The organism is Streptomyces sp. NPDC104226, from assembly GCF_055584085.1.
In genome coordinates, this window is the sequence record NZ_JBVJMS010000006.1 from 65,587 (window position 1) to 87,586 (window position 22,000).

At 70.8% G+C, this 22,000-nt stretch carries 23 protein-coding genes; 18 read left to right on the top strand and 5 right to left on the bottom strand.

What is annotated here, in order from left to right; genetic code table 11:
• Window positions 1-6 precede the first annotated feature (6 nt).
• Both mqnC and ACZ60J_RS19555 read left to right on the top strand, forming a co-directional pair.
• Window positions 7-1,206 (top strand): cyclic dehypoxanthinyl futalosine synthase, encoded by a 1,200-nt coding sequence (mqnC, locus tag ACZ60J_RS19550; RefSeq protein ID WP_469683417.1) that lies wholly within the window; start codon window positions 7-9, stop codon window positions 1,204-1,206.
• Between the two features lie 7 nt (window positions 1,207-1,213).
• On the top strand, window positions 1,214-1,879 hold the full coding sequence (locus tag ACZ60J_RS19555) for an imidazolonepropionase-like domain-containing protein (RefSeq protein ID WP_469683419.1): 666 nt from the start codon (window positions 1,214-1,216) through the stop codon (window positions 1,877-1,879).
• Window positions 1,880-1,913: 34 nt separating this feature from the next.
• Here ACZ60J_RS19555 and ACZ60J_RS19560 read toward each other — a convergent pair whose 3' ends face one another.
• Window positions 1,914-2,786, bottom strand: coding sequence for a DUF3152 domain-containing protein (locus ACZ60J_RS19560; RefSeq protein WP_469683421.1), 873 nt, complete (start codon window positions 2,784-2,786; stop codon window positions 1,914-1,916).
• A 395-nt stretch (window positions 2,787-3,181) separates the two neighbouring features.
• Here ACZ60J_RS19560 and ACZ60J_RS19565 point away from each other — a divergent pair, with 395 nt between their 5' ends.
• On the top strand, window positions 3,182-3,874 hold the full coding sequence (locus ACZ60J_RS19565) for a demethylmenaquinone methyltransferase (RefSeq protein WP_469683423.1): 693 nt from the start codon (window positions 3,182-3,184) through the stop codon (window positions 3,872-3,874).
• A gap of 6 nt (window positions 3,875-3,880) precedes the next feature.
• Window positions 3,881-4,792, top strand: a complete 912-nt coding sequence (locus ACZ60J_RS19570; protein WP_469683424.1) for a glutaminase — start codon at window positions 3,881-3,883, stop codon at window positions 4,790-4,792.
• 106 nt (window positions 4,793-4,898) lie between these two features.
• On the opposite strand, the gene ACZ60J_RS19575 is transcribed toward ACZ60J_RS19570, so the two are convergent.
• On the bottom strand, window positions 4,899-5,429 hold the full coding sequence (locus tag ACZ60J_RS19575) for a GNAT family N-acetyltransferase (protein ID WP_469683425.1): 531 nt from the start codon (window positions 5,427-5,429) through the stop codon (window positions 4,899-4,901).
• A gap of 95 nt (window positions 5,430-5,524) precedes the next feature.
• Here ACZ60J_RS19575 and ACZ60J_RS19580 point away from each other — a divergent pair, with 95 nt between their 5' ends.
• The gene (locus ACZ60J_RS19580; protein ID WP_469683426.1) at window positions 5,525-6,808 is read left to right on the top strand and encodes a geranylgeranyl reductase family protein; all 1,284 of its coding nucleotides are present in this window, start codon (window positions 5,525-5,527) and stop codon (window positions 6,806-6,808) included.
• Here ACZ60J_RS19580 and ACZ60J_RS19585 read toward each other — a convergent pair.
• Window positions 6,774-7,130 carry a hypothetical protein gene (locus ACZ60J_RS19585; RefSeq protein ID WP_469683428.1) on the bottom strand — a complete coding sequence of 119 codons (357 nt, stop codon included), beginning with the start codon at window positions 7,128-7,130 and terminating at the stop codon, window positions 6,774-6,776. The genes ACZ60J_RS19580 and ACZ60J_RS19585 overlap by 35 nt on opposite strands.
• Before the next feature lie 191 nt (window positions 7,131-7,321).
• On the opposite strand from ACZ60J_RS19585, the gene ACZ60J_RS19590 reads away from it, so the two are divergent.
• The gene (locus ACZ60J_RS19590) at window positions 7,322-8,326 is read left to right on the top strand and encodes a hypothetical protein (RefSeq protein WP_469683429.1); all 1,005 of its coding nucleotides are present in this window, start codon (window positions 7,322-7,324) and stop codon (window positions 8,324-8,326) included.
• Between the two features lie 16 nt (window positions 8,327-8,342).
• Here ACZ60J_RS19590 and ACZ60J_RS19595 read toward each other — a convergent pair whose 3' ends face one another.
• Window positions 8,343-8,669 (bottom strand): hypothetical protein, encoded by a 327-nt coding sequence (locus ACZ60J_RS19595; RefSeq protein ID WP_469683430.1) that lies wholly within the window; start codon window positions 8,667-8,669, stop codon window positions 8,343-8,345.
• A 379-nt stretch (window positions 8,670-9,048) separates the two neighbouring features.
• Between ACZ60J_RS19595 and ACZ60J_RS19600 the strand changes: the two genes are divergently transcribed.
• Window positions 9,049-9,462, top strand: a complete 414-nt coding sequence (locus ACZ60J_RS19600) for a hypothetical protein (RefSeq protein ID WP_469683431.1) — start codon at window positions 9,049-9,051, stop codon at window positions 9,460-9,462.
• Window positions 9,463-9,623: 161 nt separating this feature from the next.
• On the opposite strand, the gene ACZ60J_RS19605 is transcribed toward ACZ60J_RS19600, so the two are convergent.
• The gene (locus ACZ60J_RS19605) at window positions 9,624-10,481 is read right to left on the bottom strand and encodes a C40 family peptidase (RefSeq protein WP_469683432.1); all 858 of its coding nucleotides are present in this window, start codon (window positions 10,479-10,481) and stop codon (window positions 9,624-9,626) included.
• Between the two features lie 828 nt (window positions 10,482-11,309).
• Here ACZ60J_RS19605 and ACZ60J_RS19610 point away from each other — a divergent pair.
• From ACZ60J_RS19610 to nuoK, 11 genes are read left to right on the top strand one after another with little or no spacing between them, the layout of a single operon-like run.
• Window positions 11,310-11,669, top strand: a complete 360-nt coding sequence (locus ACZ60J_RS19610) for an NADH-quinone oxidoreductase subunit A (protein WP_030010013.1) — start codon at window positions 11,310-11,312, stop codon at window positions 11,667-11,669.
• A 14-nt stretch (window positions 11,670-11,683) separates the two neighbouring features.
• Entirely contained in the window at window positions 11,684-12,238 is a 555-nt protein-coding gene (locus tag ACZ60J_RS19615; protein WP_243339941.1) for a NuoB/complex I 20 kDa subunit family protein, read from the top strand.
• On the top strand, window positions 12,235-12,975 hold the full coding sequence (locus tag ACZ60J_RS19620) for an NADH-quinone oxidoreductase subunit C (RefSeq protein ID WP_469683433.1): 741 nt from the start codon (window positions 12,235-12,237) through the stop codon (window positions 12,973-12,975). The genes ACZ60J_RS19615 and ACZ60J_RS19620 overlap by 4 nt, the downstream gene beginning before the upstream one ends.
• Window positions 12,975-14,300, top strand: a complete 1,326-nt coding sequence (locus ACZ60J_RS19625) for an NADH-quinone oxidoreductase subunit D (protein WP_469683435.1) — start codon at window positions 12,975-12,977, stop codon at window positions 14,298-14,300. Before ACZ60J_RS19620 ends, ACZ60J_RS19625 begins: the two co-directional genes overlap by 1 nt.
• A complete protein-coding gene (gene nuoE, locus ACZ60J_RS19630) occupies window positions 14,297-15,034 on the top strand; it encodes an NADH-quinone oxidoreductase subunit NuoE (RefSeq protein ID WP_469683436.1) in 738 nt (245 codons plus the stop codon). The genes ACZ60J_RS19625 and nuoE overlap by 4 nt, the downstream gene beginning before the upstream one ends.
• Window positions 15,034-16,383: an NADH-quinone oxidoreductase subunit NuoF gene (gene nuoF / locus ACZ60J_RS19635; RefSeq protein WP_469683438.1), complete on the top strand. Its 1,350-nt coding sequence runs from the start codon at window positions 15,034-15,036 to the stop codon at window positions 16,381-16,383. The genes nuoE and nuoF overlap by 1 nt, the downstream gene beginning before the upstream one ends.
• Window positions 16,380-18,884, top strand: coding sequence for an NADH-quinone oxidoreductase subunit G (locus ACZ60J_RS19640; RefSeq protein WP_469683440.1), 2,505 nt, complete (start codon window positions 16,380-16,382; stop codon window positions 18,882-18,884). Before nuoF ends, ACZ60J_RS19640 begins: the two co-directional genes overlap by 4 nt.
• Window positions 18,881-20,251 carry an NADH-quinone oxidoreductase subunit NuoH gene (nuoH, locus tag ACZ60J_RS19645; RefSeq protein WP_254387237.1) on the top strand — a complete coding sequence of 457 codons (1,371 nt, stop codon included), beginning with the start codon at window positions 18,881-18,883 and terminating at the stop codon, window positions 20,249-20,251. The genes ACZ60J_RS19640 and nuoH overlap by 4 nt, the downstream gene beginning before the upstream one ends.
• Window positions 20,244-20,858 carry an NADH-quinone oxidoreductase subunit NuoI gene (nuoI, locus tag ACZ60J_RS19650; RefSeq protein WP_469683442.1) on the top strand — a complete coding sequence of 205 codons (615 nt, stop codon included), beginning with the start codon at window positions 20,244-20,246 and terminating at the stop codon, window positions 20,856-20,858. Before nuoH ends, nuoI begins: the two co-directional genes overlap by 8 nt.
• A complete protein-coding gene (locus tag ACZ60J_RS19655) occupies window positions 20,855-21,697 on the top strand; it encodes an NADH-quinone oxidoreductase subunit J (protein ID WP_469683443.1) in 843 nt (280 codons plus the stop codon). Before nuoI ends, ACZ60J_RS19655 begins: the two co-directional genes overlap by 4 nt.
• The gene (gene nuoK / locus ACZ60J_RS19660; protein ID WP_112449176.1) at window positions 21,694-21,993 is read left to right on the top strand and encodes an NADH-quinone oxidoreductase subunit NuoK; all 300 of its coding nucleotides are present in this window, start codon (window positions 21,694-21,696) and stop codon (window positions 21,991-21,993) included. Before ACZ60J_RS19655 ends, nuoK begins: the two co-directional genes overlap by 4 nt.
• The last annotated feature ends 7 nt before the right edge of the window (window positions 21,994-22,000 follow it).

A 22,000-nucleotide genomic window follows, 5' to 3' on the forward strand; every position in this document is an offset into this window, starting at 1 on the left:
GCACCGGTGACCGACCAGGCCGCTCTCCAGTCAGTCCTCGACCGAGCCGCCGCTGGGGGCAGGATCACCAAGGAAGAGGCGCTCGACCTCTACCGCCACGCGCCCCTGCACGCGCTGGGCCAGGCCGCCGACGCGGCCCGCCGGCTGCGCTACGCCGGTACCGAGCACATCGCGACGTACATCATCGAGCGCAACATCAACTACACCAACGTGTGCGTCACGGCGTGCAAGTTCTGCGCCTTCTACGCGGCCCCCAAGGACGCGAAGAAGGGCTGGTCCCGCGACCTGGAAGACATCCTGCGCCGCTGCGCGGAGACCGTCGAGCTGGGCGGCACGCAGATCATGTTCCAGGGCGGCCACCACCCGGACTACGGCGTCGAGTACTACGAGCACCACTTCTCCGCCATCAAGCAGGCCTACCCGCAGCTGGTCATCCACTCCCTCGGCGCGTCCGAGGTCGAGCACATGGCCCGCATCTCCAAGGTGTCGGCCGAGGAAGCGATCCAGCGCATCCACGCCGCCGGTCTCGACTCCTTCGCGGGCGCCGGCGCCGAGCTGCTCCCGGAGCGGCCCCGCAAGGCGATCGCCCCGCTCAAGGAGTCCGGCGAGCGCTGGCTGGAGATCATGGAGATCGCCCACAAGCTGGGCGTGGAGTCCACCTCCACCATGCTGATGGGCACCGGCGAGACCAACGCCGAGCGCATCGAGCACATCGCGATGATCCGGGACACCCAGGACCGCACGGGCGGCTTCCGCGCCTTCATCCCGTACACCTACCAGCCCGAGAACAACCACCTCAAGGGCCGGACCCAGGCGACCGTCTTCGAGTACCTGCGCATGATCGCCATCGCGCGGCTCTTCCTCGACAACGTCGCCCACATCCAGGGCTCCTGGCTCACCGTCGGCAAGGAGGCGGGCCAGCTCTCCCTGCACTACGGCGCCGACGACCTCGGTTCGATCATGCTGGAGGAGAACGTGGTCTCCTCGGCCGGTGCCAAGCACCGCTCCAACCGCATGGAGATCATCGACCTGATCCGCAAGGCGGGCCGCACCCCGGCCCAGCGCGCGACGACGTACGAGCACCTCCTCGTGCACGACGACCCGGCGAACGACCCGGTCGACGACCGCGTGGTCTCGCACATCTCCTCGACCGCCATCGAGGGCGGCACGGCCCACCCCGAGCTGAAGCTCATCTCCACGAACTGACGCGCCCGTGCTGACGATCCACACCGCCGAACTCCTCGTCACCGGACCGGCCGCCACGGCCACCGGTACCGCAACCGCGCCGCTGCCCGGCGGCGCGGTCCTGGTCGAGGGGGACCGCATCGCCCGGGTGGGCCCGTACGAGGAGCTCGCCGCGGCCTACCCGCACGCGCGCGCCCGCAGCTGGCCTGGGGTGCTGACCCCGGGGCTGCTGGTGCGCGGCGGTGACGAGCTGCTGGAGCGCACCTACTACCCCGACGACCCGTACGAGATCACCGAACTCGGCACCGAGCCGATCAGCGGCGCCGAGGCGCTGGCGGACCTGAAGATGACCGAGCCGCGCTGGGGCAACAGCGCGCGGCGCGGCACGCAGAAGCTGCTCGCCCGCGGGGTGGTCGCGGTGGCCGGCCGCTTCACCAGCCCGGCCGTCCGGACGGCCGTGGTCCGCTCCGGCCTCACCGTCGTCCCGCCGGCCCCCTACGAGGGACCGGCCTCCCTGGACCCGCTCGCCGGCCGGAGCGCGGCCGAGGAGGCCTTCCACGGAGTCCTGGAACCGGGCGCTCCGGCGCGGTTCGCGGTCTTCGCGGTCCCCGGCCCGGCCGAGCTGCTGGTGCAGGGCCCGACCACCTGTGTGGCCACCGTCATCGGCGGAAGGCTGCTCCACCGCCGCCGCTGAGCCAGGGGCCCACGCCGGTGGCCGGGCCGCGTCCTCAGGGGACGGCCGGGCCCCGCACATAGGTCCCCCGGGCGTCGAAGGGCCAGGCATTGGACTTGCAGCCCTGCAGGCCCTTGATCTGCTGCATCATCGCGGGCGCGGGCAGCCCCGGCCCGGGGCAGGTCTCGTGTCCGCGGCCCAGCTCGTGGCCCACCTCGTGGTTGATGATCAGCGCCCGGTAGTCGGCGGGCGGTCCGTCGAACTGCGGCGAACCGAGCAGCCAGCGCCGCAGGTTGACCACCACCTCGTGTCCTGTGCGGCAGTTCGTCTCGCCCTTGAGCTCGGTGGTCACCACGTCGCACATCCGGTCCGTGGTGGCCGGCGTGGCGATCCGTACGGTGAACTCCACCGGCCCCGAACCCGTCAGCTGGAACGCGACCTTGGGGTCGGCGGTCCAGCCGCGCCGGTCGGCCAGGATGGCGTCGACGGCGCGCGCGGCCTCGTCCGGGTCGATGCCCGTGCCGTCCTCCGCCTCGACGCGGTAGCGCCGTACGGTGCCGGAACCGTGGACGGGGCCCGAGGCGGTGGAGGCCCGGAAGGTTCCGGACCCGCTCTCGGGGACCGAGCCCGCCGCGGGCGGCTGCGCGGGGGTCTGCTTCGGCGACGCCGCGGGCGACGGCGCGTCCGCGGCCCCGGACACGGCGGGTCCGGACGGCCCGGAGCGCGGCGCCGGGGGGCCGGACAGGTGCGCACGCGGGTCGGCGTCACCGGGCAGCCCCAGCATGACGGCCACCGCGACGGCGACGCCCGAGCAGAAGACCAGCGGGAGCGCGAACCGTGGGGGTCTGCGGCGGCCCGCACGGCGGCGGCCGCCCCGGCGGCTGCCCCGGGCGGGCGTGGTGGGGCGTGAGGTGCGTTGTTTCGGCATGACTGGTTCCAAGATCACGCGGAAGTGAGCCGTGCGACGAGCCGCATCCGCTCCTCCAGCTGCTGCCCGGCGAGGACGAGTACCTCCGCGTTCTGCTCGATCAGCCGGTTCTGGTGGGCGAGTTCTCCGCCCTACCAGACGTCCCTGAGCGCGGATCGTTGCCTGAGGACCGCGTCTACTCGCCCGGTGTGACGGGCGCCACGCGCGCGGACCGCCGCGTGATCGCCGCCGGACCGCCGGCTGATCGCTGCCCGCGCGGGGCGCGGCGCGGGTCACGGCATGGGCCCGGCGCGGGCCCGGCGCGGCCCCCGGTGGCCGGGGCGGGCGGGTGCGGGGGAGGGCGGGCCTGCGAGAATGACGGGGCACCCGTACCCGCACCCGAGGGGCCCACGCCAGTGACATCCGCTTCCCTGGACAAGCAGCCGCACGAAGTCGCCTCCATGTTCGACGGCGTGGCGGCGAACTACGACCTCACCAACGACGTGCTCTCCCTCGGGCAGGACCGCGTCTGGCGCAAGGAGGTCGCCAAGGCGGTCGGCGCGCGCCCCGGACAGCTCGTCCTCGACCTGGCCGCCGGCACGGCCACGTCCTCGCTGCCCTTCGCCGCGGCCGGCGCGTACGTCGTGCCCTGCGACTTCTCCCTCGGCATGCTCCGCGAGGGCAAGAAGCGCAACCCCTGGCTCCCGCTCACGGCCGGCGACGCGACGAAGCTCCCCTTCAAGGACGACGCCTTCGACACCGTCACCATCTCCTTCGGGCTGCGCAACGTCCAGGACACCGACGCCGCGCTGCGCGAGCTGTACCGGGTCACGAAGCCCGGCGGCCAGGTCGTGATCTGCGAGTTCTCGCAGCCCACCTGGGCCCCCTTCCGGACCGTGTACACCGAGTACCTGATGCGCGCGATGCCGCCGGTGGCCCGTGCCGTCTCCTCGAACCCGGACGCGTACGTCTACCTCGCCGACTCCATCCGCGCCTGGCCCGACCAGCCGGCGCTGGCCGCGCTGCTGCAGAAGGCCGGCTGGTCCAAGGTGGCCTGGCGCAACCTGAGCGGCGGCATCGTGGCCCTGCACCGCGGCACCAAGGGGTAGTTCCCCGTGGACTACCAGGCGCTGCTGGAACAGGTCGCGAAGGACATCGCCCCGCTGGTGGGCAGCGGGGCGCCCGCCGAGTACATCCCGGCCCTGGCCTCCGTGGACCCCCGGCAGTTCGGGATGGCCATCGCAGACCTCGACGGCAACGTCTTCGGGGTGGGGGACTGGCGGACGCCGTTCTCCGCCCAGTCCATCACCAAGGTCTTCGCGCTGGCCCTCGCGCTCGCCGAGGGCGGCGACAGCCTGTGGGAGCGGGTCGGCCGGGAACCCTCCGGCAACCCGTTCAACTCCCTCGTACAGCTGGAGTACGAGAACGGCATCCCGCGCAACCCCTTCATCAACGCGGGCGCGCTCGTCGTCACCGACCGGCTCCAGACGCTGACGGGCGACGCGAGCAGCGAACTGCTGCGGTTCCTCCGGGAGGAGAGCCAGAACCCGGACCTCGCCTTCGACCCGGAGGTCGCCGCCTCCGAGCAGGAACACGGCGACCGCAACGCGGCCCTGGCCCACTTCATGGCCGCCTACGGAAACATCGACAACCCGGTGCCGACGCTGCTGGAGCACTACTTCTGGCAGTGCTCCATCGAGACGAGCTGCGCCGACCTGGCCCGGGCGGGCCGCTTCCTGGCCCGGCACGGCCTGCGTGCGGACGGCTCGCGGCTCCTCACGCGCAGCGAGGCGAAGCAGGTCAACGCCGTGATGCTGACCTGCGGGACGTACGACGCGGCGGGGGAGTTCGCCTACCGGGTGGGGCTGCCGGGCAAGAGCGGGGTGGGCGGCGGCATCGTCGCCGTCGTACCCGGGGCGTGCACGCTGGCCGCGTGGAGCCCCGGCCTGGACGCCCAGGGCAACTCCGTGGCCGCGGTGGCAGCCCTGGACCGCTTCACGACCCTGACGGGCCTGAGCGTGTTCTGACCCCTCCTGACGCGCCGATCGCACCGCTGCGCGGGCTTCGCGCCGCTGCGCCGGACTCCGCCCGGCGGTGGCGGGTCCCCGGGGGAGCTCCGCCCGCTGCGCGGGGTCAGGCGGGCTGGAGGGGCAGGGCGTAGCGGCGGGCCACGCGGGGGCCGCCGGGGATCGGGAAGCGCTCCGCCAGGGTCATCCCCAGCCGCTCCGCCACCGCGATCGAGCGGACGTTCCCGTCGTCGATCATCGCCACCACATCCCCGACCCCCGCCTCCCGCACCCGCTCCAGCGTCGCCAGCGCAGCCGCGTACGCGTACCCCCGCCCCCACGCGGAGCGCCCGAGCCGCCAGCCGATCTCGATCTCCCCGACCGGTCCCCACCCCTTCGACTCCGGCCACGGCTGGGCCCCGGTGAAGCCGAGGACCTCGCCGTCCGCGTCGAGCAGCGTCCACAGGCAGAAGCCGAGCCGGGCGTCGTGCATCCGCTGCCGGGCGGTGATCTCCTCGTAGAAGGAGAGCTCGGCGGGGCCGCCGAGGAACTCCATGACATCGGGGTCGTGGAAGACCCGGTGCCAGGCGTGCGCGTCCTCGTCCGTGGGCACACGGAGCTGGACGACGGGGAGCGGCCGGGTCGGCGAGGTGGTCACAGGGCAGCCCTTCGGATCGCGATCTCTCTCGCTGCATAGACTGCACATGTCTTGTGCCGTTGGGCACCCTTTATCGAGCCTTCGGGAGACCCGCCGTGACCGAGCCCCTCTCCGAGCACTCCGCCGACGTGATCGTCGTCGGGGCCGGGCCCGCCGGATCGACCACCGCGTATTACCTGGCCAAGGCCGGACTCGACGTGCTGCTCCTGGAGAAGACCGCGTTCCCGCGCGAGAAGGTCTGCGGCGACGGCCTGACCCCGCGCGCCACCAAGCAGCTCGTGTCGATGGGCATCGACATCTCCGAAGAGGCCGGCTGGCTGCGCAACAAGGGCCTGCGGATCATCGGCGGCGGCCAGCGGCTCCAGCTGGACTGGCCCGAGCTGGCCTCCTTCCCCGACTACGGACTCGTCCGCAAGCGCGACGACTTCGACGAGACCCTGGCCCGCCAGGCACAGAAGGCCGGCGCCCGGCTGTACGAGCGCTGCAACGTGGGCGAGCCCGTACGCGACCCCCGTACCGGCCACATCACCGGAGTGAAGGCGAAGCTCGGCGAGGAGAAGACCGAGGTCACCTTCCACGCCCCCCTCGTCGTCGCCGCCGACGGCAACTCCTCGCGGCTCTCCCTGGCGATGGGCCTGCACCGCCGCGAGGACCGCCCGATGGGCGTCGCCGTACGCACGTACTTCACCTCGCCGCGCCACGACGACGACTACCTGGAGTCCTGGCTGGAGCTCTGGGACCGGCGCGGGGCCCAGGACCGGCTGCTGCCCGGCTACGGCTGGATCTTCGGCATGGGCGACGGCACCTCCAACGTCGGCCTCGGCATCCTCAACTCCTCCTCCGCCTTCAAGGAGCTGGACTGGCGCGAGGTCCTCAAGGCCTGGTGCGCCTCGATGCCGGAGGACTGGGGCTACACCCCCGAGAACATGACGCAGCCCATCCGCGGCGCGGCCCTGCCGATGGCCTTCAACCGGCAGCCGCACTACACCAAGGGCCTGCTGCTGGTCGGTGATGCGGGTGGCCTCGTCAACCCGTTCAACGGCGAGGGCATCGCCTATGCGATGGAGTCGGGGCAGATCGCCGCCGACGTCATCGTCCAGGCCCACTCCCGGGCCACCCCGGCCCTGCGCGAACTGACCCTGCACAGCTACCCGAAGGTCCTCAAGGAGACCTACGGCGGCTACTACACCCTGGGCCGCGCCTTCGTGAAGCTCATCGGCAACCCGAAGATCATGAAGGTCGCCGCCCAGCGCGGGCTGAGCCACCCGGTGCTGATGCGGTTCACCCTGAAGATGCTGGCCAACCTGACCGACCCGACGGGCGGCGACGCGATGGACCGCGTCATCAACGGCCTTTCGAAGGTCGCCCCCAAGGCCTGACCCTGGGCCCGGCCGGGGCCGGGGGCGTGACCGGGTGCGCCTGGTGCGGGATCTCGTACGGGATCTCGTGCGGGGCGCCCTCCCCGGGCTCGGGCGTGGCGTGGACCAGGCGGATGCAGCGGGCCAGCAGGACCAGGCCGCAGGCCATCAGGGTTCCCGAGGCCGTCCAGTCCAGGGTGAGCGTGAGCGTGGAGCCGGGCTTCTGCCAGGGGCGGGTGGTGGTCAGCAGCCAGCCGCCGAGGGACAGGAGGCCGAGCCCGGCGGCGGCCGGGACGGCGCCGGTACCCGTACCCGGGGCTTCGTCGGACGGGCTGGTCGTCACGGATCACCACTTCCTGGGGCGACTCGGGCGTGCTCGCCCTGGAACCATCTTCGCAGGGCTCCGCCCGCGGGGCACGAGATGCCCGCCGGACGGGATGGGGCGGCAAGTCGGTTTCGAGGCAAGAAGTTTGGCTGACCAGCAGGTGAGAAGGCCTTGTCCCCGACAGCGGCCGGGCTGTTCAATTTCCGAGAGTGAACAGGTCTTCCGGCATACGCCCCCGTCCGCTCCGCCGCCCCGCACGGGGCCCAGCCCTCCCGGCCGCCGTCCTGCTGGCGCTCGTCCTGGCCGGCTGCTCGGATCCGGAGGGCGGTGGCGCCGCGCACGGGGAGCCTGAACTCGGCGAGGTCGCCGTCGCCCCGGCCACCGCCTCGCTCACGCTGCCGCTGGACGCGTACACGGACACCGACGCCGAGACGGTCCGCATGGGGCAGGTGCAGCAGCGGCTGCTGTCCCGGTGCATGGCCCGGTACGGGTTCCCGTACGAGGAGGTCAGGCCGACCGGTTCGGCCGGAGCCCAGGGGCCCGAGGGGCGCCACCGGGTGCTCTTCGGAGCGGCCGATCCGGAGTTCGCGGCCGCCCACGGCTACGACGTCAACGCGGGCAAGGGGCCGCCGGTCAGGCCCCCGGCCGCCCCGCTGAGCGAGAGCGCCGCCCTGGTCATGCACGGTGAACGGCCGGGCGGGCAGCAGGGCGCCGCCCAGCCCCCGGACGCGGCGACCGAGGAGGAGGCCGCGCAGGTGGACAGCGGCCTCGACGTCGGCGGGCAGAAGGTGCCGCCCGGCGGATGCGTGCGCGAGGCCTACCGCAAGCTGTACGCGCCGACGAAGGACAGCGTGGACCTGCTGTTCCCGTTCGGGCTGGCATCGGAGGCGCACGAACGCTCCAAGGGCGATTCGCGGGTGGCCGAGGTGCTGAAGAACTGGTCGGCGTGCATGGAGAAGTCGGGGTACACCGGGCTGAAGGATCCCTACGAGGTGGTCCAGAAGCTCGGCCTGGAGGCCGATCCGGGCGGCCCCCGAGCCGTCACCGCGGCCAAGGCCGACGTCGCCTGCAAGCGCGAGGTGAACCTCGTGGGCATCTGGGCCGCGGTGGAAGCCGCCTACCAGAAGAGGCTGGTGGAGGAGCAGGCCGAGACCCTCGCGCTGTACAAGAAGCAGCGCGAGGCCCGCTACAAGCTGGCGGCCGGGCTCCTGTGAGCCCTGCGCGGGCCGCTCAGGAGGGCCGGGGCAGGCAGGTCCGGTACGCGTCGAGGTGGTCCCTCTTGAGCGACTGCCACTGCTCGGTGGTGCCGCCGTCCTGCTGCTGCACCTCCCCGGTGACCGGATTCGGGTCCGGATACCAGGAGATGCCCCGTTCCCTCATGCACGCGGAGGACTTGCGCGCGGCGGCGAGTTCCTGCGGGCTCGCCTGCACGGGGGAGGGCGAAGGGAGCAGCGGCAAGCAGGCCTTCTGGGCCTCGGGGTACTGCGGACTGTCCTTCTCCACTATGTGCGGAGCCCCGTTCTCCCCGTAGGAGAGGGTCATTCCGTGCTTCTGCATGCACGTGTAGAAGGGAACGTCCGCCGCCGCGAGCGAGGGGGCGGCGGTGGCTCCGGGCTTTCCCGCTCCGGAGTTCTTCCCCGTGACTTCCCCGCCTCCGCAACCGGTCAGTACGAGGCACAAAAGGAGTGACGAGGATATTTCGCGTACACGCACGAGGTGTTTCCCTTGCGGTCGGCGGAGTGGAAGGTCGCGTCGGTGCGGGGGGAGGGGGGCGAAGGCCGCGGGAGAGCGTAAGCGGGCGCCCGGAATGCCGACAAGTTCGTTACGGGCCAGCATGGTTGGGTCCCGAACAGCTGAGAAGGCCCTTGCCCTGCGGTGCCCCGGAAGGTTTAATCCCGGCCGGAACTCAATTCCCTGAAGACGGAGAAAACACCCCATGAGCAAGGCTCTTAACAAAATCGCCGCCGGTTGTGTCGCCGCGGTATCCGTCGGCGCCGCTCTCCTGGTGGCGGCCGGGCCGGCCGTTGCCAACACGGAGCGGAACGGCTATCTGGAAACCAGCGAGTTCGGCCTTTACTACAACTCCAACCAAGGGGGCTGTGTCTTCGACCTGATGTCCTCGGACTGGAACTTCTACAACAACCTCTTCGTCGGGCCGGAGGACTGCGCCGGCCGGAACCGGGTGACGAACGACGACACGGCGTCCTACCGGAACCGGGACACGTACACGTGGAAGGTGGCCACCGATCCGAACCTCGCCGGTCTGGTCGGGTCGCTCCCCCCGGGCTACGCGGGCAACGCCAGCCTCAACTTCAAGAACAAGATCACCTCGGCGACGTTCCTCGACTGACGGAACGCCACAGAAGCCCCTCACGCCCCTCAGGGGGCCTGGGAGCCCCCGGGTGCCTCCGGAAGCCCCAGGACGGCCGAAAGGCCGGTACTCCGCCCCCGAGCGGGGGAGTACCGGCCTTTCGTGCGTCACCGGGAGCGGCCCGGGACTGCGGGGAGGTGTCAGAGGACGCGGACGGCGCCCGTCGGCTTGTCGTAGCTCATGGAGCGCTCGACGATGCCGGTGCTGGGGTTCTGCGCGCCGACGAACTTGCCGCCGCCGACGTAGATGGCGACGTGGTACGCGCTGCCCTTGGAGCCCCAGTACACGATGTCGCCCGGCTGGAGGGCGTTCAGGGAGACCGAGGTGCCGGCCGAGGACTGCGCCTGCGACATGCGCGGCAGGCTGATGCCGGCCTGGCGGTACGCGGCCTGGACGAGGCCCGAGCAGTCGAACGAGGACGGGCCGGTGCCGCCCATGACGTACGCCTTGCCGACCTGCGCGCGGGCGAAGTTGACGATGGCGGCGGCGGAGCCGGTCACGGGGGCCGTGACGGTGCCCTTGCCCTGCGAGGACCCCGCGGAGGAGCCGTTCGAGGAGGAACCGGAGTTGTTCTGGATCGGCGTGCGGGCCGCGCTGCGGTTGGCGCGCTCGGCCTCGGCCTTGCGGTCCGCCTCCGCCTTCGCCTTGGCCTCGGCGTCGGCCTTCTGCTGGGCGTCGGCCTTCAGCTGCTTGGCCTCGGCGGCGGCGCCCGTGCGGGCCGTCTCCTCCAGGGCGTTGAGCTCGCCGTCGACGGCGGCGGCGCGGGTGTTCTCCGCAGCCGTGACCACGGACGAGGACACCTCGGCGCTCAGGTCCAGGTTGAGGACCGGCATTTCGAGGGTGGTCTCGTGGACGGGCTCGGCGGAGGGGGTGGCGCTCGCCGTGCCGGCCATGGCCAGGGTGCTGAGGACGCCACCGGCAACTCCGGCGCGGACCGCGAGCTTCGAGGCGCTGCGGCGGGGCTTCCGGTGGCTGGGTATGTGAGCGGTGAGGGACATGGGTCAACCGCTATCAGGGCCTTGAGGTTCCGTTCAAGAAACGTGGTCTGCGCCACAGTTGTGCGCGAAGCGGGCTAACCGGGCGCGTCGGACCTCTTATTGACGCCGTAACGGGCGAATCGGACACCCACTCACAAGGCTGTGATCATGGGGTTTCCGCAATAAGTCCGAATTGATCCCGGGCCTACCATCCACCCGCACAGATGGCCAAGCCCCCTTTCGGCGCCGCGAATTCCGAGTGGCGCAGGTCACAGAAGCGTCACGCGATGCGGACGCTGTGGCCCTCCTGTGACCGAACCGTGAACCCGCCGCGGGGTCGGGGCCGGGTCGGGGTGGAGTCGGGGTGGGGTCGGCATCGGGTCGGAGCCGGATCGGGGTCGGGTCCGGACCGCCCGCGGACCGCTCCCCCCGGACCTCCCCCGCCCCGACTTCGTGAACGCGTGCACGCGTCCACTCCCGTACGCGCGAGGTCCCCCGACCGGGGGATGCCGATCCCTTTATCATCACGCGCACCGCCGTGCCAATTTGCGTGCAGTGGCCACGGTTTGATAGTGCAGCACGCCTTCCACCTGCAACGACAGGTGCGGATGTCACCTTTGGTGATCATGTGGATGCTTCACGTATGAAGATCACCACTCATTGGGCTTCATGATCGTTCGTCAGGTGGTGGAGATCACAAACTCGTTGTTGTAACCCGTGTCGCAGATCACAGATGGGCGGGCATAAGATGCGCACCAGTCCGGCTTGTGAACTGCCTCACATGCGAGGCGGGACGCGCGGCGCCGGCAGCGGTCCAACGGTCAAGGACGACTGGAAGGAGCGAGGAGCGTGAATGCGTACGCGCCCATCCTCGTGCTCGGCGCCCTCGGCGCAGGGTTTGCGATCTTCTCCGTGGTCATGGCCACGCTGATCGGTCCAAAACGGTACAACCGGGCAAAACTTGAAGCGTACGAGTGCGGCATCGAGCCCACTCCCATGCCGGCCGGTGGCGGCCGCTTCCCCATCAAGTACTACCTGACGGCGATGCTCTTCATCGTCTTCGACATCGAGGTTGTCTTCCTCTACCCCTGGGCGGTCACCTTCGACTCGCTGGGGATCTTCGGGCTCGTCGAGATGCTCCTCTTCGTGCTCACCGTCTTCGTCGCCTACGCCTACGTATGGCGCCGCGGCGGCCTGGAATGGGACTGAGGGGCTGAATTTCCATGGGACTGGAAGAGAAGCTGCCGAGCGGCTTTCTGCTGACCACCGTCGAACAGGCCGCGGGATGGGTGCGCAAGGCGTCCGTCTTCCCGGCCACCTTCGGCCTGGCCTGCTGCGCCATCGAGATGATGACCACCGGAGCGGGCCGGTACGACCTGGCCCGCTTCGGCATGGAGGTCTTCCGCGGATCCCCGCGCCAGGCCGACCTGATGATCGTGGCCGGCCGGGTCAGCCAGAAGATGGCGCCGGTGCTGCGGCAGGTGTACGACCAGATGCCCGCTCCCAAGTGGGTCATCTCCATGGGTGTGTGTGCGTCTTCGGGCGGAATGTTCAACAACTACGCGATCGTCCAGGGCGTCGACCACATCGTCCCCGTGGACATCTACCTGCCCGGCTGCCCGCCCCGCCCCGAGATGCTGCTCGACGCGATCCTCAAGCTCCACCAGAAGATCCAGGGCGGCAAGCTCGGCGTGAACCGGGAAGAGGCGGCCCGCGAGGCGGAGGAGGCGGCCCTCAAGGCGCTCCCCACCATTGAGATGAAGGGGCTCCTGCGGTGAGCGAGGACCCGGCCGTGCACAGCGGCCCCCAAGCAGGCAACGGCGACAATGTGCCCGCACCCCGCGGAGCGGCCGGCCCCGAGGTGATCGGCGTCCGCAAGGGCATGTTCGGCGCCAGCAGCGGCGGCGACACCAGCGGCTACGGCGGCCTCGTGCGCACCGTGGCCCTGCCCGGTGCGAGCGCCCGCCCGTACGGCTCGTACTTCGACGAGGTCGTCGACGAGCTCGAAGGGGCGCTGGAGGAGCAGGACCTCGTCCCGGACAACGCGATCGAGAAGGTCGTCGTCGACCGGGCGGAGCTGACCCTCCACATCGCGCGCGAGCACCTCCTCCTCGTCGCCAGGACCCTGCGCGACGACCCGGCCCTGCGCTTCGAGCTCTGCACCGGCGTCAGCGGGGTGCACTTCCCGGACGACAAGGGCCGCGAGCTGCACGCCGTCTACCACCTGCGCTCGCTCACCCACGGCCGGATCGTGCGGCTGGAGGTCACCGCCCCGGACGCCGACCCGCACGTCCCCTCGATCGTCTCCGTCTACCCGACGAACGACTGGCACGAGCGCGAGACGTACGACTTCTTCGGCCTGGTCTTCGACGGGCACCCGGCCCTCACCCGGATCATGATGCCGGACGACTGGCAGGGCTTCCCGCAGCGCAAGGACTACCCGCTCGGCGGCATCGCCGTCGAGTACAAGGGCGCCCAGATCCCGGCTCCCGACCAGCGGAGGTCGTACAGCTGATGAGCACTTCCCACCACTCCTCCGCCCGCGAGACCACCGAGGGCACCGTCTACACCGTCACCGGCGGCGACTGGGACGAGATCGTCCAGTCGGCGGCCCGCGCGGACGACGAGCGGATCGTCGTCAACATGGGCCCCCAGCACCCCTCCACCCACGGAGTGCTCCGCCTGATCCTGGAGATCGACGGAGAGACGGTCACCGAGGCCCGCTGCGGCATCGGCTACCTCCACACCGGCATCGAGAAGAACCTCGAATTCCGGAACTGGACGCAGGGCACCACCTTCGTCACGCGCATGGACTACCTGACGCCGTTCTTCAACGAGACGGCGTACTGCCTGGGCGTCGAGAAGCTGCTCGGCATCACCGACCAGATCCCGGACCGCGCCTCCGCCATCCGCGTCCTGCTGATGGAGCTCAACCGGCTCTCCTCCCACCTGGTGTGCATCGCCACCGGCGGCATGGAGCTGGGCGCGACCACGATCATGATCTACGGGTTCCGCGACCGCGAGCTGATCCTCGACGTGTTCGAGCTGATCACCGGACTGCGCATGAACCACGCGTTCGTCCGCCCCGGCGGCCTCGCGCAGGACCTGCCCCCGGGCGCCGTGGACCAGCTCCGCGACTTCGTGAAGACCATGAAGAAGAACCTGCCGGAGTACGACAAGCTCGCCACCGGCAACCCCATCTTCAAGGCCCGCATGCAGGACGTCGGCTACCTCGACCTCACCGGCTGCATGGCGCTCGGCGCCACCGGCCCGGTCCTGCGCTCCGCCGGCCTCCCGCACGACCTGCGCAAGACGGACCCGTACTGCGGCTACGAGAACTACGAGTTCGACGTGCCGACCACCGAGTCCTGCGACTCCTACGGGCGGTTCCTGATCCGCCTGGAGGAGATGCGCCAGTCCCTGCGGATCGTCGAGCAGTGCCTGGACCGGCTGGAGCCGGGCCCGGTCATGGTCGCCGACAAGAAGATCGCCTGGCCGGCGCAGCTCGCCATGGGCCCCGACGGCCTCGGCAACTCGCTCGACCACATCAAGCAGATCATGGGCACCTCCATGGAGTCCCTCATCCACCACTTCAAGCTGGTGACCGAGGGCTTCCGGGTACCGGCCGGCCAGGCCTACGCGGCCGTCGAGTCGCCCAAGGGCGAACTCGGCGTCCACGTCGTCTCCGACGGCGGCACCCGCCCCTACCGGGTCCACTTCCGCGACCCGTCCTTCACCAACCTGCAGGCCATGGCGGCGATGTGCGAAGGCGGCCAGGTCGCCGACGTCATCGTGGCCGTCGCCTCCATCGACCCCGTGATGGGAGGCGTCGACCGATGACCGACATCAGCCTGGGCATGCCCCAGCTGCCGGCACCCGACTACCCGGCCGAGGTGCGCGAGCGGCTCGCGGCCGACGCCGCCGAGGTCATCGCCCGCTACCCCGACAGCCGCTCCGCGCTGCTGCCGCTGCTCCACCTCATCCAGTCCGAGGAGGGGTACGTCTCGCGCACCGGCATCCGGTTCTGCGCCGACGTCCTGGGCCTGACCACCGCCGAGGTCACGGCCGTGGCCACCTTCTACACGATGTACCGGCGCAAGCCCTCCGGGGACTACCAGGTCGGCGTGTGCACGAACACCCTGTGCGCGGTCATGGGCGGCGACGCCATCTTCGAGGAGCTCAAGGACCACCTCGGGGTCGGCAACAACGAGACCACCCCCGACGGCAAGGTCACCCTCGAACACATCGAGTGCAACGCGGCCTGCGACTACGCCCCCGTGGTGATGGTCAACTGGGAGTTCTTCGACAACCAGACCCCCGAGTCCGCCAAGGCCATGGTCGACGACCTGCTGGCGGGCCGCCCCGTCGAGCCGACCCGCGGCGCCCCGCTGTGCACGTACAAGGAGACCGCGCGGATCCTGGCGGGCTTCCCCGACGAGCGCGAAGGCGCCGTCGAGGCCAGCGGCGGCGCGGGTCCCGCGTCGCTGATCGGCCTGCGCATCGCGCGCGGCGAAGTCCCGCACACCCCGATCGTGCACCCGCGCGGCGAGGCCACCATCGAGGGAGGGGAGTGATGAGCGTGTCCACCGAACTGAGCAAGAACGGCACGAGCCCGGAGAAGCTCCTCGCCCCCGTGCTGTCGGCGTTCTGGGACGAGCCGCAGTCGTGGACGCTGGAGACCTACCGGCGCCACGAGGGGTACGAGGGCCTGCGCAAGGCACTCGCCATGACCCCCGACGACCTGATCGCCTACGTGAAGGACTCGGGGCTGCGCGGACGCGGCGGCGCCGGCTTCCCCACCGGGATGAAGTGGCAGTTCATCCCGCAGGGCGACGGCAAGCCGCACTACCTCGTCGTGAACGCGGACGAGTCGGAGCCGGGGACCTGCAAGGACATCCCCCTCCTCTTCGCCAACCCGCACTCCCTCATCGAGGGAATGATCATCGCCTGCTACGCGATCCGCTCGGAGCACGCCTTCATCTACCTGCGCGGCGAGACCGTGCCGGTGCTGCGGCGCCTGCACGAGGCCGTGCGCGAGGCGTACGAGGCCGGCTACCTCGGGGAGAACATCCTCGGGAGCGGGCTCAAGCTCGACATCACCGTGCACGCGGGAGCGGGCGCGTACATCTGCGGCGAGGAGACGGCCCTCCTCGACTCCCTCGAAGGACGGCGCGGCCAGCCCCGGCTGCGTCCCCCCTTCCCGGCGGTCGAGGGGCTCTACGCCTGCCCCACCGTCGTGAACAACGTGGAGTCCATCGCCTCGGTTCCCGCGATCCTGAACAAGGGCAAGGACTGGTTCAAGTCGATGGGGACCGAGAAGTCCCCCGGCTTCACCCTGTACTCGCTCTCCGGCCACGTCGTCGGCCCCGGCCAGTACGAGGCCCCGCTCGGGATCACCCTGCGCCAGCTCCTCGACATGAGCGGCGGCATGCGCCCCGGGCACCGGCTGAAGTTCTGGACCCCGGGCGGCTCCTCCACCCCGATGTTCACCGACGAGCACCTCGACGTCCCGCTGGACTACGAGGGCGTGGGAGCCGCCGGCTCCATGCTCGGCACCAAGGCCCTGCAGTGCTTCGACGAGACGACCTGCGTGGTGCGGGCGGTGACCCGCTGGACCGAGTTCTACGCCCACGAGTCCTGCGGCAAGTGCACCCCCTGCCGCGAAGGCACGTACTGGCTCGTCCAGTTGCTCCGCGACATCGAGGCCGGCAAGGGCGTCATGTCGGACCTGGAGAAGCTGAACGACATCGCCGACAACATCAACGGCAAGTCGTTCTGCGCGCTCGGCGACGGCGCCGCCAGCCCCATCTTCTCCTCGCTCAAGTACTTCCGCGCGGAGTACGAGCAGCACATCACGGGCAAGGGCTGCCCCTTCGACCCCAAGAAGTCGACCCTCTGGGCCGACACGGAGGTGACCGCATGACCGTGACCACTACGGCAGCCTCCGGCGGCGGAGAGGCCGTGGTCCCGCCGGACCACATCTCCCTGACCATCGACGGCATCGAACTGTCGGTGCCCAAGGGGACCCTGGTCATCCGGGCCGCCGAACAGCTCGGCATCGAGATCCCCCGGTTCTGCGACCACCCCCTCCTCTCCCCGGCCGGCGCCTGCCGCCAGTGCATCGTCGAGGTCGAGGGCCAGCGCAAGCCGATGGCCTCCTGCACCATCACCTGCACCGACGGCATGGTCGTCAAGACCCAGCTGACCTCGCCGGTCGCCGACAAGGCCCAGCGCGGGGTGATGGAGCTGCTGCTCATCAACCACCCGCTGGACTGCCCGGTCTGCGACAAGGGCGGCGAATGCCCCCTGCAGAACCAGGCGATGTCCCACGGCAACGCCGAATCGCGGTTCGAGGGCAAGAAGCGGACCTACGAGAAGCCGGTCCCGATCTCCACGCAGGTGCTGCTGGACCGCGAGCGGTGCGTGCTCTGCGCGCGCTGCACCCGTTTCTCCAACGAGATCGCCGGCGACCCGATGATCGAACTCCTGGAACGCGGCGCGCTCCAGCAGGTCGGCACCGGCGAGGACGACCCCTTCGAGTCGTACTTCTCCGGCAACACCATCCAGATCTGCCCCGTCGGCGCCCTCACCTCGGCCGCCTACCGGTTCCGCTCCCGCCCCTTCGACCTGGTCTCCTCCCCGAGCGTGTGCGAACACTGCGCGGGCGGCTGCGCGACGCGCACCGACCACCGCCGCGGCAAGGTGCTGCGCCGGATGGCCGCGGAGGACCCCGAGGTCAACGAGGAGTGGATCTGCGACAAGGGCCGCTTCGGGTTCCGCTACGCGCAGCGCCCCGACCGGCTCACCACCCCGCTGGTCCGCGGCAGCGACGGGGTCCTGGCCCCGGCCAGCTGGCCCGAGGCCCTGGAGGCCGCGGCGACCGGACTGGCCGCCGCGCGCGGCCGGGCCGGCGTCCTGACCGGCGGCCGCCTCACCGTCGAGGACGCCTACGCCTACGCCAAGTTCGCCCGCGTCGTGCTCGACACCAACGACATCGACTTCCGGGCCCGGGTGCACAGCGCCGAGGAGGCCGACTTCCTGGCCGCCACCGTCGCCGGCACCGGCAAGGACCTCGACGGCAGCGGAGTCACCAACGCCTCCCTGGAGGCGGCCCCGGCCGTGCTCCTCGTCGGCATCGAGGCCGAGGAGGAGGCCCCCGGGGTCTTCCTGCGGCTGCGCAAGGCCCACCGCAAGCACAAGCAGCGGACCTTCGCCCTCGCCCCGTTCGCCACGCGCGGCCTGGAGAAGGCCGGCGGCACCCTGCTCGCCGCAGCCCCCGGCACCGAGCCCGAGTGGCTGAACGCCCTCGCCTCCCAGGCCGGCCTGGAGGACGGCGGCCAGGCCGCCGCCGAAGCGCTGCGCCTGCCCGGCGCCGTCATCGTGGTCGGGGAGCGCCTCGCGGGCGTGCCCGGCGCGCTGACCGCGGCCGTACGGGCCTCCGCCGCCAGCGGCGCCACCCTGGTGTGGATCCCGCGCCGGGCCGGAGAGCGGGCCGCCGTCGAGGCGGGCGCACTGCCGTCCCTGCTGCCGGGCGCCCGCCCGGCCACCGACCCGCGGGCCCGCGACGAGGTCGCCGCCGCCTGGGGCCTGGACGAGCTGCCGCACCGCTACGGGCGCGACACCGGCCAGATCGTCGAGGCCGCCGCCACCCGGGAGCTGTCCGCCCTGCTCGTCGCGGGCGTGGAACTCGCCGACCTGCCGGACCCGGCCCGTGCCAAGGCCGCGCTCCAGGAGGCCTTCGTGGTCTCCCTGGAACTGCGGCCCGGAGAGGTCACCGACCTCGCGGACGTGGTCTTCCCCGTCGCGGCCGTCGCCGAGAAGCCGGGTGCGTTCATCAACTGGGAGGGCAGGGTCCGGCCGTTCGAGGCCGCGCTCAAGCCCGAGCAGATGACCCGCCGGCTCGCCCCCGCCGACTCCCGCGTGCTGCACATGCTGGCCGACGCGGCCGACCGGCCGATCGCGCTGCCCGACGTGCACGCCGTACGCCGGGAGCTCGACGCGCTCGGCCCGTGGGCCGGGGAACGCGCCGCCGGGCAGTCCGGGGACCGGGCGCTGCTGCCCCGGCCGGGTGCGGGAGAGGCGGTCCTCGCGGGCCACCGGCTCCTCCTCGACCAGGGGCTCCTGCAGGACGGCGACGAGGCCCTGGCCGGCACCCGCCACGAGGCGAGCGCCCGTCTGTCGGCCGCCACGGCCGCCGAGACCGGGGTCAAGAACGGCGACGTCCTGAAGGTGACCGGCCCCGCCGGCTCCGTGGAACTGCCGCTGCGCGTCACCGAGATGCCCGACCGGGTGGTCTGGCTCCCGATGAACTCCACCGGATCCGGGGTCCTCGCCGACACCGGAACCCGCCCGGGGGAGCTGGTCCGCATCGGCCCGGCCACCCCCGCCGACACCAGCGACTCCCCTGCGGAGGTGGGCGCGTGAACACCGTTCAGATCGCCGCCGAAGACCTCTCCCTGTTCGGCAGGGACGTCTGGTGGCTCGTCGTCATCAAGGCGGTGTTCTGCTTCGCCTTCCTGATGGTGACCGTGCTCTTCTCCATCGTGTGGGAGCGCAAGGTCGTCGCCTGGATGCAGCTGCGCATCGGCCCCAACCGGCACGGCCCCTGGGGCATGCTCCAGTCGCTCGCCGACGGCGTGAAGCTCATGCTGAAGGAAGACATCATCGTCAAGCGGGCGGACAAGGTCGTCTACGTCCTCGCCCCGATCATCGCGGCGATCCCGGCCTTCATGGCCATCGCGGTGATCCCCTTCGGCCCCTCGGGCAACGAGGTCTCCATCTTCGGCCAGCGCACCACGATGCAGCTGACCGACCTGCCCATCGCGATGCTCTACATCCTCGCGGTGGCCTCGGTCGGCATCTACGGCATCGTGCTCGCCGGCTGGTCCTCCGGCTCCACGTACCCGCTCCTCGGCGGCCTGCGCTCCTGCGCGCAGATGATCTCCTACGAGATCGCGATGGGCGCGGCCTTCGCCTCGGTCTTCCTCTACTCCGGGTCGATGTCGACCTCGGCGATCGTCGAAGCCCAGGCGGACCGCTGGTACATCATCCTGCTGCCGGTCTCCTTCATCATCTACGTCATCACGATGGTCGGCGAGACGAACCGCGCCCCCTTCGACATGCCGGAGTCCGAGGGCGACCTGGTCGGCGGCTTCAACACCGAGTACTCCTCGATCAAGTTCGCGCTGTTCATGCTGGCCGAGTACGTCAACATGGTCACCGTCTCCGCGGTCTCGGTCACCCTGTTCCTGGGCGGCTGGCGGGCCCCGGCGCCGATCTCCACGTACTGGGAGGGCGCGAACCACGGCTGGTGGCCGATGCTCTGGTTCGTCCTCAAGGTCCAGCTGCTGCTGTTCTTCTTCATCTGGCTGCGCGGCACGCTCCCGCGCGTGCGCTACGACCAGCTGATGAAGCTCGGCTGGAAGGTGCTGATCCCGGTCTCCGTGGTGTGGCTGATGCTGGTCGCCACCGTCCGGGCGCTGCGCAACGAGAACTACGACTTCCAGGAGATCGTGCTCTACGTCGGCGGCGGGGTCATCGCGCTCCTGCTGCTGTCCTTCGTCGCGGACCTGTTCCGCGACAAGAAGGAGAAGACGGCCCTCGCGGACGCCGAACTGGCGGCCGCCGCCGAACCCTTCGACCCCCTGGCGGGCGGATTCCCCGTACCGCCCAAGCCCGGCCAGCACCTGGCACCCGTACCGCGCAGGCGGCCCCGCAGTGAGCGGGAGCTCATTGTCAGTGGCGCGGCGAATACTGACAGTGACCGAGAGGAGGGTGCTGAGAATGTCTGACAAGTCTGAGTCCGAGCAGGGCGAGAAGTGGCAGAACCCGGTGGCCGGCTTCGGCGTGACCTTCAAGGCCATGTTCAAGAAGCGCCTCACCGAGCAGTACCCGGAGCAGGAAAAGACCACCGCACCCCGCTTCCACGGGCGGCACCAGCTCAACCGCCACCCGGACGGTCTGGAGAAGTGCATCGGGTGCGAGCTGTGCGCCTGGGCCTGTCCCGCCGACGCGATCTACGTCGAGGGCGCGGACAACACCGAGGAGGAGCGCTACTCCCCGGGTGAGCGGTACGGCCGGGTCTACCAGATCAACTACGCCCGCTGCATCCTGTGCGGGCTGTGCGTCGAGGCGTGCCCGACCAGGGCGCTGACCATGACGAACGAGTTCGAACTGGCCGACTCCAGCCGCGAAGCGCTCATCTACACCAAGGAGCAGCTGCTCTCCGGGCTCACCGAGGGCATGGTCGAGGCCCCGCACTCGATCTTCCCGGGCACCGACGACACGGACTACTACCGCGGGCTGGTGACCGGGGCGGCTCCCGGCACGGTCCGCCAGGTGGCCGTCTCCAAGGGCGAGGTCGCACCGGAGGACGCTTCCGAGGGGGTCGGGGCATGAGCGCCATCGCCGCGGCCGCCACCCTCACCTCCACCGGTGAAGCGGCCCAGTTCTGGGTCCTCGGCACGGTCGCCGTCATCGGCGCGCTGGCCACGATCCTGATGAAGAAGGCCGTGCACAGCGCCTTGAGCCTGGCCGGGACGATGATCATCCTGGCGGTCTTCTACCTCGCCAACGGGGCCTACTTCCTCGGCATCGTCCAGGTCGTCGTCTACACCGGCGCGATCATGATGCTCTTCCTCTTCGTCGTCATGCTCGTCGGCGTCACCGCCGCGGACTCGCTGACCGAGACCATCAAGGGGCAGCGCTGGCTGGCCGCCCTGTGCGGACTCGGCTTCGGCATCCTGCTCATCGCGGGCATCGGCAACGCCAGGCTCACCCACTTCAACGGACTCGGCCGGATCAACTCCGGCGGGCACGTCGAGGGCCTGGCCACGCTGATCTTCACCAAGTACGTGTTCGCCTTCGAGATCACCGGCGCCCTGCTGATCACGGCGGCCGTCGGCGCGATGGTGCTCACCCACCGCGAGCGCACCGAGCGGGCCGCCACCCAGCGCGAACTCGCCGAGCGCCGCGTGCGCGAGGGCGTACAGCTCCCGCCGCTGCCCGCACCCGGCGTCTACGCCCGGCACAACGCCGTGGACGTCGCGGGCCTGCTGCCGGACGGCACCCCCTCCGAGCTCACCGTCAACCAGACGCTGCGCGCCCGCGGCCAGATCAGGGACGTCTCCGGCAAGGCCATGGACGACCTGAAGGCCCTGGAGCAGCGGTCGTCCGAGCGGCTCGGCCGCGACGCGAGCGACCTCGGCCGCGACGCCCGTGAGGAGGCCTCGAAGTGAACCCGGTCAACTACCTGTACCTGTCCGCGCTGCTGTTCACCATCGGGGCGGCGGGAGTACTGATCCGGAAGAACGCGATCGTGCTGTTCATGTGCGTCGAGCTCATGCTCAACGCCTGCAACCTCGCCTTCGTCACCTTCTCCCGGATGCACGGCAACCTCGACGGCCAGATCATCGCGTTCTTCACGATGGTCGTCGCCGCCGCGGAGGTCGTGGTGGGCCTCGCGATCATCGTGTCGCTGTTCCGTACCCGCCACTCGGCCTCGGTCGACGACGCCAGCCTGATGAAGCTGTAAGGGGCGT